The 15,455-nt window shown below is 60.8% G+C and carries 9 protein-coding genes, 1 tRNA gene and 1 pseudogene; 9 read left to right on the top strand and 2 right to left on the bottom strand.

Features of this window, described 5'->3' with window-relative positions; translation table 11 throughout:
• Window positions 1–353 precede the first annotated feature (353 nt).
• Window positions 354–1,769 carry an MFS transporter gene (locus OEG82_RS07560; protein WP_267611819.1) on the top strand — a complete coding sequence of 472 codons (1,416 nt, stop codon included), beginning with the start codon at window positions 354–356 and terminating at the stop codon, window positions 1,767–1,769.
• Here OEG82_RS07560 and OEG82_RS07555 read toward each other — a convergent pair.
• Complete coding sequence (locus tag OEG82_RS07555) at window positions 1,752–2,468, bottom strand: RlmE family RNA methyltransferase (protein WP_267611818.1); 717 nt, start codon at window positions 2,466–2,468, stop codon at window positions 1,752–1,754. The genes OEG82_RS07560 and OEG82_RS07555 overlap by 18 nt on opposite strands.
• Window positions 2,465–3,994, bottom strand: coding sequence for a Ppx/GppA phosphatase family protein (locus OEG82_RS07550; RefSeq protein WP_267611817.1), 1,530 nt, complete (start codon window positions 3,992–3,994; stop codon window positions 2,465–2,467). The genes OEG82_RS07555 and OEG82_RS07550 overlap by 4 nt, the downstream gene beginning before the upstream one ends.
• Window positions 3,995–4,253: 259 nt before the next feature.
• On the opposite strand from OEG82_RS07550, the gene OEG82_RS07545 reads away from it, so the two are divergent.
• The 8 genes and pseudogenes from OEG82_RS07545 (at window position 4,254) to OEG82_RS07510 (ending at window position 15,454) form a co-directional block, all read left to right on the top strand.
• Window positions 4,254–4,327 (top strand) — tRNA-Gln (locus OEG82_RS07545).
• A gap of 179 nt (window positions 4,328–4,506) precedes the next feature.
• Window positions 4,507–6,546, top strand: a complete 2,040-nt coding sequence (locus OEG82_RS07540) for a DUF6538 domain-containing protein (protein ID WP_267611816.1) — start codon at window positions 4,507–4,509, stop codon at window positions 6,544–6,546.
• A 315-nt stretch (window positions 6,547–6,861) separates the two neighbouring features.
• On the top strand, window positions 6,862–6,990 hold the full coding sequence (locus OEG82_RS07535; RefSeq protein ID WP_267611815.1) for a hypothetical protein: 129 nt from the start codon (window positions 6,862–6,864) through the stop codon (window positions 6,988–6,990).
• 433 nt (window positions 6,991–7,423) lie between these two features.
• Window positions 7,424–7,924: a BrxR family helix-turn-helix transcriptional regulator gene (locus OEG82_RS07530; RefSeq protein WP_267611814.1), complete on the top strand. Its 501-nt coding sequence runs from the start codon at window positions 7,424–7,426 to the stop codon at window positions 7,922–7,924.
• Complete coding sequence (locus OEG82_RS07525) at window positions 7,911–10,097, top strand: sigma-70 family RNA polymerase sigma factor (protein ID WP_267611813.1); 2,187 nt, start codon at window positions 7,911–7,913, stop codon at window positions 10,095–10,097. Before OEG82_RS07530 ends, OEG82_RS07525 begins: the two co-directional genes overlap by 14 nt.
• The gene (locus tag OEG82_RS07520) at window positions 10,039–11,589 is read left to right on the top strand and encodes an ATP-binding protein (RefSeq protein WP_267611812.1); all 1,551 of its coding nucleotides are present in this window, start codon (window positions 10,039–10,041) and stop codon (window positions 11,587–11,589) included. Before OEG82_RS07525 ends, OEG82_RS07520 begins: the two co-directional genes overlap by 59 nt.
• Window positions 11,590–11,599: 10 nt before the next feature.
• On the top strand, window positions 11,600–14,467 hold the full coding sequence (locus tag OEG82_RS07515; protein ID WP_267611811.1) for a Z1 domain-containing protein: 2,868 nt from the start codon (window positions 11,600–11,602) through the stop codon (window positions 14,465–14,467).
• A pseudogene (locus OEG82_RS07510) lies at window positions 14,451–15,454 on the top strand (PD-(D/E)XK motif protein). The gene OEG82_RS07515 and the pseudogene OEG82_RS07510 overlap by 17 nt, the downstream one beginning before the upstream one ends.
• The last annotated feature ends 1 nt before the right edge of the window (window position 15,455 follow it).

Here is a 15,455-nt window from a genome sequence, read left to right as displayed (position 1 = left end):
ACCGCCCGGTGCTATTTCGGGTCTCTCGCGTTGGCAGCGGCAAGTACCATGCTTCCTTCACATGTGAAAGAGCGCGAAAGCGTTTGATCACCGAAAATCGCCGCAGCGCACCCATTGTGGGCTGCGGGCAACACAATGCCCGGTCTGGCGGCCGGCAGGTCGTTGCTTTGAAGCCAATTCAGGATGAGAGGCTCCAGCGCAACACATTTCCCTGGCAACGACGAGAGGCGCAATTGTCGTTGACATTGCATCAACCAAACCGGGACTATGAATTGCCCCATTGACCGCCACATCCCTGTCCGCCGGGACACGGCTGCCACGCCTTCGCATCTCCACCGCAATGGATATCCACTTTGAAACGCTCAATTCCGCTCGTCCTGGCTATCGCGCTTTTCATGGAGCAGATGGACTCCACCGTGATCGCCACCGCGCTGCCGGCAATCGCCACCGATATCGGAACCAGCCCGATTGCGCTGAAACTTGCCCTGACCGCCTATCTGGTGTCGCTCGCAGTCTTCATCCCGATCTCCGGCTGGATGGCGGACCGGTTTGGCGCGCGGCGGATTTTCGCCATCGCCATTGCCGTTTTCATGGTCGGATCGATTGCCTGTGCGGTATCGTCAAACCTGACCGAATTCGTTCTTTCGCGGTTTCTGCAGGGCATGGGCGGGGCGATGATGACCCCGGTCGGGCGGTTGGTGCTGGTGCGGGCGACGGAGAAGTCGCAGCTGGTCAACGCCATGGCCTGGCTGACCATCCCAGCGCTTGTCGGTCCGCTGGTCGGCCCGCCGGTTGGCGGCTTTTTGACGACTTTCCTGACCTGGCACTGGATCTTCCTGATCAACATACCGATCGGCATGGCCGGGATCGTGTTTGCGCTGACGGTGTTGCCAAGGGACACGCGGCGCGGACATGACAGGGTCGACTGGATAGGCTTCCTGCTCTCAGGCGCCGCAGCTTCTGGCATCGTCTTCGGCCTTTCGGTGATCAGCCTTCCGGTCCTGCCGCCGGTCTGGGGCATCGCGGCAACGATTGGCGGCGTGTTGTGTTTCTTTCTCTATCTGGCCCATGCCCGGGTGCATCCCAAACCGCTGCTTGATCCGAAAATGTTCCGCAATCGCACATTCGCGCTGTCGCTGACGGGCGGGAACCTGTTCCGCATCGGCGCCGGCGCCGTGCCGTTCCTGCTGCCGCTGATGTTGCAACTGGGCTTCGGCATGACTCCGTTTGAATCCGGCATGGTCACCTGCATCGCAGCCGCCGGGGCAATCACCATGAAGTTCATCATTCAGCGCGTGCTCCGGTTTGGCGGGTTTCGCCGGGTGCTGCTGCTGGCCGCAGGCGGCGCTGCGCTGTCGATCGCGGTCAACGGGGTCTTCACCCCGTCAACCCCGGTGACGCTGATCATGGGCATCCTGTTTTTCGGCGGGCTGGTCCGCTCGATGTTCTTCACCTCGGCCAATGCGCTGATCTTTGCCGAGATCACCGAAGACACCGCGGCCCGGGCAACCTCGATCGCCTCGGCCTTGCAGCAGGTATCCATCGCCATCGGCGTGGCGCTGGCCGGAGGCATTCTCGACCTTGTCAGCACCTTCAACGGCGGGGAACTGACGCTTGGCGCATTTCACACCGCCTTCTTCGCCGTCGCCGCGATCACCGGCTTCGCAATCCTGCCGTTTCTGGCGCTGCCGCCCAATGCCGGCGAAGCCGTGTCCGGGCATGGCCTCAAACGCGCGGGTCCCCGCGCGGCCTCACCCGTCCGCCAGTGATTCCCCGGCATGGCGGCCCTTGAAGCCCTTGGCGAGCACGAACATCTCCACCGATTCCGCCCGTGACGATGGAGGCTTGATGTGGACCACGGATCTGAAATTGCGCTTGAGCAGGTTGAGCAGATCGTTCTCGGTGCCGCCCTGGAAGGTCTTGGCGAGAAAATGTCCGCCCGGGGTCAGCACCTCGATGGCAAAATGCGCCGCCACTTCGCACAGATACATGGTCCTGAGGTGATCGGTGCGCTGATGACCGGTGGTCGGCGCCGCCATATCCGACAGCACCACGTCCGGTGCGCCGCCCAACGCGTCCTTGAGCGCCTGCGGAGCGCTCTCGTCGAGAAAATCCATCTGCAGGAATTTCACGCCCGCCAGGCCGTCCATCTCGAGAAAATCGATGGCCACCACCTTCGGATCCTCATCGGTGGAATCGGTAACCTGGGCGGAAATCTGCGACCAGCCGCCGGGTGCTGCCCCCAGATCGATGATCCGCCTGGCCTTGTCGAGAATATTGTGCTTGGCGTCGATTTCCAGAAGCTTGTAGACCGCGCGGGAGCGGTAGCCTTCCTGCCGGGCCTGCTGCACATAGGGATCGTTGAGGTGCCGCTCGACCCAGCGCCGCGACGAGGCCTTGAGCTTGCTCTTGCGTTTCACCTTCTGTCCGAGCTTGCGCCCGGTGGGTCCTGATGGAGGACGGGTCATGGCTTTTCCCCCTGGTTCGAGCGCTGGTTGCGGTAACGGAAATTGCGGCCGCTGCGGCGCCAGGCACCGTCCGATGCCATCATTTCATTGAGCAGGCCTTCGCGCAGCCCGCGGTCGGCGACGCGCATCCGGCGTGAGGGCCAGCGCTTGCGGATCGACTGCAGGATGGCGCAGCCGGCAAGGACCAGGTCCGCCCGGTCGGCACCGATGCAGGGATTGGCGGCGCGGGCGTCGAAATCCCAGGACAACAACCGGTCGAGCATGCGGTCGACATCATCATTGGACAGCCACAGCCCGTCGACCTTGCGGCGATCATAGCGCGGCAAATCGAGATGCAGGCCGGCCAGCGTGGTTACCGTTCCCGATGTGCCGAGCAGATGGATCCGGCCGTCGGCCAGGCCGGAGAAGGCCGGCAGCGGCGGTGGCGTGAATTTTTCCAGCATCGTATCGACTTCCGCCACCATGGCGGCAAACACATCCGGCGTGACCAGGCAGCCGCCGTGACGCTCGGACAGGGTGACGACGCCCACCGGCAGCGAGGTCCAGGCCTTGATGTGATCGGCGAGACGGTTGGAGCGGTTCTCGGTCAGATCGATCATGGCGATTTCCGAGGAGCCGCCGCCGATGTCGAACAGCACCAGCCCGTCGGTGTCGCGCCCGACCAGCGAGGAACATCCGGCCACAGCCAGGCGGGCCTCGGTCTCGCGGGTGACGACCTCGAGCTCGAGACCGGTCTCGGCGCGAACCCGGTCGAGAAAGTCGGCGCCGTTGCGGGCCGACCGGCAGGCCTCGGTGGCGATCAGGCGGTGACGCCGCACCGGGCGGTTTTTTAGCTTTCCGGCGCAGACCTTGAGAGCTTCGACGGCGCGGTCCATGGCGTCGTCGGACAATTTCCCGGTGGCGTCCAGCCCCTCGCCCAGCCTGACGATGCGTGAAAAAGCATCGACGACCCGGAACTGTCCGGGCCGTGTCGGCTGCGCGATCAGCAGCCGGCAATTGTTGGTGCCCAGATCCAGCGCCGCGTAGAGATCGTCAACCACCCGCCGCACCGCAGGCGCGGCCGCTCCGGCGGGACCTGCAGCACCGGAGGCAGGCGCGGCGTTGGATTTGTGCGGGGCCTGTCCCGGCGCCTTTTGCGGCGCCAGCGGCCGGCCCTGGATTTCACGGCCGGGCTTGCGCCGCCGGCGGCGGCCCTTCTTTTCACCCGGCACAGGCACTGGCGCGGCCGCAGCCACCTGGGCAACGGGCTGTCCTGTCTCAGGGGTCTTGTCGGATTTTTTCGCGGATTTGCGGCGCCGCCGCCTGCGGCGTCCGGACGGCTCGTCGCCGGCTTCCCTGTTGGCGGATACGCTGGCGGGGACACGTTCCGATGGCACGCCATCGGAAACGGAGCCCGAGGCCACGGTGGTTGTCCCGCGTCCCTGTTCCACACCCTCCGTCGCTGCCTTTGCGGCGCGTCCGGGTGGCCTTTCACCTGCCAGTGATACCCCCGCGTTTGGCGTTTCGCCGTCCCGAAGGTCTTTCACGGTCTGTCCTGTCATGCGCGGCGGGCAACGGCCTCGAGTCGCGCTTCACGGTTTGCTGTTGGGCCAAGGTTAGCAAAGCAGCGGACAGAACGCAAAATTCTTTTTGAGCCGCGGATGGAGGCCGCAAGCAGCCCTGATCGCCGCCGCTTCGTGGCCTGCTGCGAATTTTGAAAAAAACGGGGCATCCGGGTTTGCATCCTCGAAGTTTATTGGCTATAAGCCGCCGCGCTGGCCCGGAAAATTTCCGGCCCGCCCATGTTGGGGAATAGGTTAACGGTAGACCCACGGACTCTGACTCCGTTAGTCCTGGTTCGAATCCAGGTTCCCCAGCCAATCGACCTCTTCAAGCTCTGAACAAGATTGATTTTCCAGCGTTTTTTCGTTAGCTGGGGATACGTTTTGCCGTCTGGTGGACAGTACTGTCTTACACGGGTGTCCCCCACGCGTGTCTGACATCGGTGTCCAGCAGACGGAAAAGTTGGAGAATCCGTCACCTCCAAAAGGAGGTTGGCATGAGTGTGCAATATGTGTTCCGGCGCGGAGCGGTCTATTGGTGGAGGCGGCGACTGCCGGTCCAGCCTCGGACCGGTTGCCGTTTGGGCATTGAAGTCAGCCTGCGGACAAAGTCGTTGCACATTGCCCGTTCGATCGCCGCCGAGGTCACGAGGGCCAGCGAGCACCTACTACACGGAATGAGCCAATCCATGATCTCTGCTGACGATGCCCGACGTATCCTGACCAAAGTGGCCATCACCCATAGCGCCAAGCTTGACCGTGTCTCTGCCGCTGAGCTGTCCTTCGGCGACAGTGCCAAGGGCGCGCGGATCGCGGACATCGCGACCGGCTGGGCATACCGCCTCTTCGCGGCTCAAGGTGTCGATGCATCTGTTGGGCAGATAGAGCAAAAGGAAATGTCAGCCGCAGGACTTGAAGCACAGACGATCACGCTGGTTGCCCAGACGATTGAGACCCTGCGGAAACAGGGGGCCATGCCGCCGAATCGCAAGCGGATTGCGGGCCTGATGGAGGAGTTCAATATTCCCGAGACACGGGTGAACGTTCAGCAGGCCGAGCAGCTCTACCTTCGTGGAATGGCTGCGGCACTTCTCGATGCCGATCGCCGCTGGACCGGCCTGCGTCATGACGACGACCTGCTTCTCCAGTCGGGGCTGCTGGAAGAAGCACGACGGCCGATCGCTCAAACCGTTCCTATTGATGTCCCCAACGGGTCGGCCTCCCCTGCTCCCGCCGCACCAATCAGTGTTCCAGTGCCCGCGGCCGAAAGTCCGCAAACGCCTCCCCCACCCGTGATATCCCCCGCTGCGCCGGTCGCCGCCGAGGTGACAATCAGCGACGACGCCGACGATATCGACAGCTTCACTGACATCGAAGATGAAAGCTATCGCAGCCTGATCGATATCGTCGCGGCCGCCGGCGAGGCAAAGGTTACGCTCGGCGAGTGGGACAGCAAAACCCTGAAGCAACATGTCCAGCTCGCCAAGCTGTTCAAGCGCTTCCTCGGGCACGACAACCCTACCCGTGTCGGTCAACAACACCTCGCACAATTTCGGGATGTCCTGCTCAAATTCCCCAAGAATTACGGCAAATCGCCGCGGGACCATGTCATCTCCGTCAGCGACATTCTCGCCCGAGCGGAAAAGCTTCCCAAAGCCGAGGTCGGCCTGACAAAGGCGACGATCAATCGACACATGAACAACATGGCCAATATCGCAGGCATGTGCCAGGCCTATGGCTATTCGTGGGAGAGCTACGACGGCATCTCCAAGCTTCGTGCAAAGAAGAGCGGAGACTCGGAGAACGAACGCCCGTCCTTCACCACCGGTGATCTAGAGGCCCTGTTCAGTCTTCCGATCTGGACCGGTGCAGCCACGGGCAGCATTGATGGCAATCCGGGTGGCGAGATTTTCCATGACGCACGCTATTGGGTGCCCCTCATCGGAGCATATCAGGGTGCAAGGCGGGAGGAAATTTGCGGGTTTCGGCTCGATGAGATCATCGACCTCGAAGGCATCTGGGGGTTCAAGTTTATCCCATCGGAGGGTCGCAGGTTTAAGTCCAAAGCGGCGAAACGACACATTCCCATTCACCCTGAACTCATCCGGCTTGGTTTCCTCGATTATGCTGACGCACTGCACAAGGCAGGCCATTTGCTGCTGTTTCCGGAACTCCGAGCGGTGGCGGAAGCGACGCCGATGGGGGATGTCTTCAACGACGATTGGCAGAAGATGAAAGAGCTGGCGCTGCCGCAGGCGAAGGAAGAGGGAAAGGTGTTTCACTCGTTCCGCCACTGGTGCAACAACGAGATGAAGCAGGAAGGTGTCGGGTCGGAAATCCGCAAGGACATTCTCGGTCACATCAACAAGGACGTGAACGAGGGCACCTATTCACAAGTTGCCCGACTGCGCCTGATGAAGAAGTCTCTCATGAAGCTTCCCAGGCCGAGTTCCGGAGTCAAACCTGCACCGGTTCGACTGCTGCCCCAGGTTCTTGCGCACACGCCGCGGCAGACGCGGAAGCATTCGGAGGGTTGAGAAACCTGCAGTATCGTTCGCAATGCTGCACCTAGACCGAGGCGAATACTTTTATTCGAAGTAGCCTCGGGTTTGAACAGTTAACGAGCCGAACCGGCCAACTTTGATATTGCCGCTGAAGGATTTACCTAGCAAGCGGTGACGCCGTCTGCCAAAGGCCGAAGGCCGCTTTCGCCGGCGCATCTGCGGGCCGTCACTACACATGGCGTGATATGGCGATCATCTGGGTCCGGCGCACTCGCATGAGCGGGTACAGCGGAAATCAATCAGCCCGACGTTCCGCTGGGCGAAGAGTACGGTGTCTGCGAAATCCACGTGCTCGACGGTCTGGGCGTGGTGGTGCGCACAATTGCCCTCTACTACAAGTCCGCACATTATACGGCCGCCCAGCGCGCTGGCAACGAGATTGCCACACCCTTCGATATCGCCGACTACCAGCTATAGCCGGGCCATAGCCAAAGGGATCACCCTCCATGCCTGACCAGACAGCCTTACCCATCCGCGCTTAGTAGTGGACTGACGGCCAACCTTCTCCACCTCCGCGCCATAACTGGAGCGTTCCGAGGAATCGTCTTTACTTTCATATTATTCTTTGGGGCGCCTCCGTTCCTCTGCAACCGTGTGGGTCGCGCGAAAAGAGACGAAGATGTGAGAAATCTGCTTTCAATCAGACCGAATTCACAGCCACATGTAAGATCGGCGGGAAACCATTGAGTCGTGGTGCTGGATGGAAGGCCGCCGACCACCGTGGCGGACCACCTAGCGCGAATGCATTAAGCATTTACATTGCCAGATTGTGATCTCCCCGCTAGCTTGATGCCGACCCAGAAAATAGGCGCGCATAGTTTTCATGCGCATCAGGGGCTGGGAGGCCGCGGTGGACAACGAGAGGTCCGAACTTTGTTGGGGAGTCGAGCAGCGATTCGAGTTCAGAGAATTCCGCTTGTTCTGGGAGGGCCATGTGAACCGCAGCAATCTGATGGACCGGTTCGGAGTCTCGCTGGACCAAGCGTCCACCGATCTGAACCGTTACATTGGATTTGCGCCCGACAACATTGTCTACAATAAGAGTGCGCGGACCTACGTCCGCGGCCAAGCGTTCAAGTCACTCTTCCGCCAAACCTACTCAAGTCGCTACCTCTCCCAGCTTTGGTCGGTGGCGGACGGGATCATCGACCGCGAGGCATTGTGGATCGCCGGTCTCCGGCCGTTGGCGTGCGGGCCGACGCCTGTGCGCAATGTCAATCCGGTAACACTCCTGTTGGTGGTGATAACCATATTGAGGCGTATTGAGCTCAATACCGACCCTAGAGCACGGAAGCCGAAGGACCAGCAGATAGCGCTTCTCAACAGTGAGGCCGTCCATGAAGATGGATAGGCTGTCCCATACCCTCGGCAATCATACTCAGGCGACGAGCGAATCAGGTGGCTGTGTTCTTGACTCCGTCGAGATCCGGCTAATTTCCGAAGGGAAGATAGAGGGGCTGGTTGATTTCGCGGCATCATCTCGGCTCCACACGCCCGACCCGAAAGGCGACACACCGCTCCACCTTGCAGCTCGCATGGGCAATCTGGCACTTTGCGATCTCTTCATTCGGTCGGGTGCCGACCCCGGCGCACTGAACCACGACCGACAGACCTCTGCTGATGTGGCATTTGCTGAAGGTCACGGTCTCGCCGCGCAGCTTCTCTCTTTGCTTGTCGCGGGGTCGCCGGAGATAAAAACGGAGACGGTTAGCGAGTGCGAGGTTTCACTTGTGGTCGAGACTGCCGTTGCCGGGCCCGACGCAGTTCCGGAGTATCGTTTCGCCGTGATTCAGGAGACGGAGCCAGCCGATAGGATTGACAACCTGGATGACCTGCTGGATTTCGAAGCTGAGGCAGAACCAGAAGAATTCTTCGATCAGTACGCGGCCGATACGGCGTCGGGGACATTCGTAGCCCTCGTCAGTTCGTCACCCGTGGCTTCGGATGACGAGGACGGGGATTGGGATCTCGACCTTTCACCTGCGCCGATTGCCGGGGAAGGCATCGGCTCCAGCGCCGCTGTGACGGCCGATCACGGTGCAGAGAGTGACTTCCTGCAGGTCCGCAATCGCGGCAGACAATCGGTCAAACGAGCAGTCGTCCAGACCGGCACGCGGATGTCGATCGAACCGGACCTGTGCTTCAGCTGGGCAGAGGAAATTCTGGCCAAAGGACGTTGCTCCCTCGATGATATCGACCGCCTCGTCGCCAATTGCGAAGGAAATGGTGATCTCGAGGAACTGCGCATCAATCTCCAGCGCAATCTGGAAGCAGCGGGCTTCGATCTCGATCAGGCGACGGGGCATGATGCCGATCTCTGGGACGCCGTCTCAGACACTTCGTCCGATGACCTGGCTGACGCGATCGAGGCAGTCCTTACACGTCGGACGCGGCTGCCCGGTACACAGCGCTTCGTCATGGAGAAATCGGAAGAGCTGCAATTGCTGGAGCCCCTGATGCGGGCCAAGCAGAAGCTCCAGCTGGGCATCCTGTCCTCCGAGACCGCCGTCGAAACGATCCTCGACGTCATGGAAAGCATCCGCCGCGGTTCTCATGGAGACCCCGGCTCGGTCTCCTTGAGAACCATTATTCTTTCGCGCCCAAGCCATGCAGAGACGTTCGAAGTATTGGCCGCTGCGGACGCCCTGAGGTCGTGGCACACCACTGGGCGGGTGATGGACGGCAAACGACGAAGAGAAGCACTCGGTGCGCTCGAGGCATTAGATCTCTCTCTAGCATTCCACAAGGAGTTGGTCGGCAGACTGGAACAATTTCCAGCGTGCCAAGCCGAGGCCAGTCAGCTGGAAGCCGAAATACTGATCTTCGAATCCGTCACCGAGCACCTTATCCGCGAGCACCTGCCTTACGTGCGCCGCTTTGCCTCGCGGAACGTGGAGGAAGGCGAGGATCCAGAGGACGTCTTCCAGGTGGCGTTCATTGGTCTGCAGCGTTCCACGAGGCGCTTTGATCCTGAGCGTGGTTATCGCTTCCTCATCTATGCCACTTACTGGATGCGGCAGGCCATCACGCGATGGCGCGCTGATGAAGGCGGGGCGATCCGCATCCCCGTGCATCGGAACGAGAAGATCACTAAGCTTGATCGCGCCCTCGAGAGGCTGGACGTTCGGGTCGGCGGAGTCGTTTCCGACCTGGAACTCGCCGAAGAGCTGGAATGGACAATTGACGAGGTCAGACAGTTCCGTGGCATCCCGCGTGAAGCCGAATACCCCACAAGCATAGACGACTGGGACAACCTGCTGCCGGAGCCTTCAGAAACGGATGTCTTCGACCAAGCAGAAACCGAAAGGATCGTAACAGACGCACTGGCTGATTTGCCGGAACGTCAGGCTGATGTGATCCGGATGCGCTTTGGTATCGGCCGCGATTCTGACATGACCCTCGAGGAAATCGGACAGATCTACAGCGTAACGCGCGAGCGCATTCGTCAGATAGAGGCGAAGGGCCTTGATCGTCTTTCCCATCCGGGTTGCAAGCGTCGGCTTCAGGAATTGCTGGGGATGTGACGGGATGGGTGTAAGAAATGCTCCTCCTCATGCCGGTTCGATGCTCGAGTCCCTTCGTGGGCTCGGCTACGCACCTCCCACCGCACTTGCCGATCTGGTCGACAATTCCATCGCTGCAAATGCGGGCGACGTTGCCGTTCATCTTGAATGGGCCGGTCCTGAGAGCTGGGCAAGGATCGTCGATAACGGCGACGGCATGGACGACGCGGCTCTGGAGGCCGGCATGCGCCTTGGCGCACGCGATCCGAGAGCTGAACGCGCCGCCACTGACCTTGGGCGCTTCGGGCTGGGCTTGAAGACGGCCAGTTTCTCCCAGGCTCGTCGTCTGACCGTCGCCAGTCGGAAGAAAGGTGGACCGGTCGTCTGCCTGCGCTGGGACCTTGATCTCATCGGTAAGGAACCCGGCGCCGAATGGCCACTCTTTGAAGGACCTGCGCCGGGATCAGAGCATCTGCTTGCGCCGCTGGACCAGGTGGCCCACGGCACCGTTGTTCTCTGGGAGAAGCTGGACCGTATCGTGACCGATGGCTTCGCGGCCACCGACATGATCGAGCTCGCAGATCGCGTGGAGGCGCATCTTGCGATGACCTTTCATCGTCTCCTCGATGGCCAACTGCCCATGCTTCGCCTGTCCCTCAATGGTAGAGGATTGAAGCCGTGGGACCCGTACCTCATCAGTCATCCCGGCAAGGCGCTCGAAAGCCCCGAGTATCGGATACTCCACACCACCGGTGTAACTGTGCAATGTCACGTCCTGCCGCATCGCGACATGCTCAAGCCTACGGAACAGGAAGCCGCGGCGGGGCCCGGAGGATGGACGCAGCAGGAGGGCTTCTACGTCTACCGCAACAGGCGTCTCCTTCTCGCGGGGGGCTGGCTTGGCCTCGGCGATGGCAGCAAGCCATGGCCGCGCGATGAAGCTCACAGGCTCGCCCGTATCCGGCTCGACATACCGAACAGCGCGGATGCCGATTGGAAGATCAATGTCCTGAAATCGACGGCTAGTCCCCCGGTGCGATTGCGATCTCAGCTTCACCGTCTGGCAACAGAAACACGCAACACGGCGCGGCGGGTCTTCGCCCACCGGGGTCACATCACCCCGGCCTCAGGCACGCGCTCGAACGCCGTCGCCGAAGCCTGGCAAGTGCGGCGTTCGGCACAAGGAACGTCGTACCGTATCGCTCGTCACAATGATCTTGTCGCCTCGATCCTCGATCGCGCCGGTCCACTCAAGCCCGACATCCTCGCTCTTCTGAGGCTGATCGAGGAGACAGTGCCCGTGCAGCGCATCTGGCTGGATACGGCGGAAGACAAGGAGACGCCGAGAACTGGTTTCGCCGGTGCGGCCGACAACGAAGTGATGGAGACCCTGTCCTCGATGTTTGAAGCACTGGTGAAGTTCCGCGGGCTCAGCCCGACCGAAGCTCGCGAACGGCTTGGTCGTACGCCCCCTTTGATCGGCACCTCGATCTGGTTGCAGCCCTTGAAGTGAAAGATACGCAATGACGATTTCAAACCAGAAGGCTTTCGATTCAATCCTTTCCATGGCCCAGAACATGCTCCGCCTCGCCGCGGAACGCGCTCAGAGCCCTGTTACGCCGGAAATGATCGAGAAGGAGCTGACCAAGCTGTCGATCATGATGGAGGACGATTTCGTCCTTGTTGATCGGGACGCGCTCGTTGACGAGCTGATCCGACGATCAAGCCGAACTGTAGGCGAAAACGCCACCCTGTCGAGCGGTGAGGACCATGTCGCTTGGCTTGATGCAGAAAGGAAGAAGGGCTGGACGTATTGGCAGCGTTACTCAGAGTACATGGAAGCGCGCATCCCCTGGACGGCCCTCGACGCCCTCGACGTCGCCACTGACGAAGTCCTTTCACAGCTCGAGGACCCGACCCGGGAGGGCGCTTGGGATCGTCGCGGACTGGTCGTGGGCCACGTTCAGTCGGGCAAGACAGGCAACTATACCGGACTGATCTGCAAGGCCGCCGACGCCGGTTATAAGATCATCATCGTATTGGCCGGCCTGCACAACAATCTGAGATCCCAGACACAAGTCCGGCTCGATGAAGGATTCCTTGGATTTGCTTCCGACGGTGAGGATCGCCCGCCGGTCGGTGTCGGCCTGATAGATAGTGACCTTTCCGTACGACCAAACTCGGGAACTGATCGAACTAACGGCGGTGACTTTCGAACCGCAAATGCAGCAGCCATTGGCAACATTTCGCCCGAAGAACGGCCATGGATTTTCGTGGTAAAGAAGAACAAGACGGTGCTTGAGCGCCTTCTACACTGGATCCGCAATAGGGTTGCCGATCACGTAGATCCCGAAACGGGCCGAAAGCTCGTCACAAACCTGCCACTACTCGTGATCGACGATGAGGCCGACCATGGATCAGTCGACACCGGAGAAAACGCCGTAGATGAACAAGGCAAACCAGATTTCGAACATGAACCGAAGACAATCAACAGGTTGATCCGGTCGGTTCTACACCATTTCTCGCGAAAGGCCTATGTCGGCTACACGGCGACGCCATTTGCGAACATTTTCATTCATGAACGCGGGGAGACTCAGGAGCACGGACCGGACCTCTTCCCCGCGGCCTTCATCACCAGCCTAGCGGCGCCATCGAATTATGTCGGGCCGGGTCGTGTCTTCGGATCGGCTTCCAGCACACCGGAAGACCTGCCTCTGGTGCGCCCGCTGTCGGACGATGAGTTCCAGCCGTGGATGCCGCCACGACACAAGAACGGCTACCGGCCGCGATGGCAAGGGGAGGACCGTGTGCCGGACTCGCTCGCAGAAGCGATCCGCTCATTCGTCTATGCCTGTGCCGTGAGGAAGCTGCGCGGACAAGGCAGCAAACACTCCTCGATGCTAATCCACGTTACCCGTTTCACCTCCGTGCAGAACGCCGTCGTCAACCAGGTCGCGGAGTACGTGCGAGATCTGAAAGGCCGCTACACCCGCGGCATCGAGCTTGAGAACCTCGAGGCGTCCATGCGCACGGAGTATCAAGAAACCTTTCTGCCAGGGATGCAGGGTATCCGCTCCGCCCTCGTCGAGGGCGAGACGCTGGAGGACTTCTCGTGGGCGGACATTCGTGCCGTCCTCCCCGACGTGCTGTCCGACATTCGCGTCCGCGAGATCAACGGCACGGCCAAGGACGCACTCGACTACGCCGAAAATGATGGCACTGGCCTCAAGGTGATTGCCATCGGCGGCGACAAGCTGGCGCGTGGTCTGACGCTTGAGGGTCTCTGCACGAGCTACTTCCTTCGAACCGCACGCATGTACGACACGCTCATGCAGATGGGGCGATGGTTCGGCTACCGTGACGGCTACCTCGATGTCTGCCGCCTCTACACATCGCAGGAAATGGTGGAGTGGTTCGGCCACATCGCCGATGCCGCAGAAGAGCTCCGCCAGGAGTTTGACAACATGGTAGCGGCCGGCGCCACGCCAAAACAGTTCGGTCTGCGGGTGAAATCGCATTCCGTGCTGACGGTGACCTCTCGGGCCAAGATGAGAAACGCTCGCGCGATGCAGCTGACCTATTCGGGCGACCTTCTTCAGACCATCGTGTTTCCCAATCGCAAGGAAGACATCACTGCAAACTACAATGCCACGGACCGGTTCATCAGCGCACTCGGTCCATCGACGGATCTGAACGATCAGCATTTCGTTCCACAAGGTCAGAAGTGGAACGGTCACCTCTGGCGTAATGTGTCAGCCCTGAACGTCATCTCGTTTCTGCGGGACTACAGGACCCACTCCGCCAGCTTCAGGATCATGAGTCCGCTAATTGCGGACTTTATCGAGGAGATGAACAAGGATCGCGAGCTCACGAGATGGACCGTCGCGCTGATCGGAAAGGACAGCGGTCCGGACGACAAGCCCCACCGCAAGGTGGGCGGTTGTTCGGTCAACATGCTCCAGCGCAAGCGCACGACCGAACATGCGGATCGATACTCGATCAAGACTCTGATCTCGCCTCGCGATCAGGCCATCGATCTGACCGAGCCGGAATGGAGGGCGGCGCTCGATCTCAGCCAGAAGACCTGGCGCAACGATACGGATCGAAACGAGGGCAAGGAGCCGCCGTCCGAACCGAGAGGCCCACAGATCCGTCACGTACTCGGAGAAGGCATCGCCGAAGCGGGCATTCCGGCTCGCCGAGAACGCGGTCTGATCATGCTCTATCTGCTCGATCCCGAGGGTGCGGGTGTCGATGAACTGAAGGATGCCGATCCCGTCGTCGCCTGGGCAATCAGTTTTCCGTCAAGCACTTCCGAGAGAAAGGTCTCCAACTCGAGGTACATCGCCAACAGCGTACTGTGGGGGGGGCTCAATGACTGGGTGGACTGAAGAGGGGATTGCTCGTGCCTGGCGAGCGCTCGCGCGACAGGAGGCGGCGGAAGACTGGCGATTTGTACATCTGATCGATATGGGCGCGGTCTCGGTTGAGGCGGGTTGTCAGTTTCCGCTCGGGCGGGAGGCGCTGATCGTCTCCTTTCCGGGATCGTGGCCGGTGAACCCGGCAAAGCTTCCTGAAGGCAAGGGCTTCGACGTCTCTTGCATCGAGGGGCAGACCGTGTTCGCAGCCAAGACGGCGATTGCTCTCGTCAGGCGGCCAGAGGGCTCACCCGACATCTTCGCCATCATGGTCGTGGATGTCTTGAGAACTTTGGAGACAGCAGCCAACAGCGCGGGCCGCGACGTTATGGAGGCCTTCCTCGAGCGGGTCAGGGAGTGGCAGGCTTTCATGGCTCGAACGCACCGCCCTCTTTCGTCCGACGCGCAGATCGGCCTGCTCGGCGAGCTTTGGATGCTCAGATTGCTGGCGGACACTTCCCTTGGGGCAGGTGCTCTCGACTGCTGGCAGGGACCGTTGCGGGCGGCGCAGGACTTCCACATTCGGGGGGCGCTGTAGAGGTGAAGAGCACGGTCCGGACCGGCAGCTTCCTCGCGCGGATCAACAGCATCGAACAGCTGGATGGTGACCGGGCGCCTATCTTCCTGTGCGCCTTCCGCTTCGAGGAAAACACCGATGGGATCTCGCTCGTCGGTCTTGTTACGGAACTCCGAGAGAGGTTCGGACTGGCCGGAGTGCAACGCGGATTCGAAGCTCTGCTCATGGTGATGGGATACCTCGACGAGCATACCGCTCTCTACGGGCGAACACTGACATTGAAGGACGCGAGGGCACTCCGCGCGGAAGGTAACATGCCGCGTCTCACGCGCGCTGCGCTTCCAGCTGCCATCCGCTCAGCTGCCTATGTGCTCGACCTCGACGCGCTCGAAGTTCCCTCGATCGGACTTTCGGAGTTGATCAACGAATTTGGACTGGATTGAT

This window comes from Hoeflea ulvae, from assembly GCF_026619435.1.
GTDB lineage: Bacteria > Pseudomonadota > Alphaproteobacteria > Rhizobiales > Rhizobiaceae > Hoeflea > Hoeflea ulvae.
This window is presented reverse-complemented; position numbering and strand designations above follow the sequence as displayed.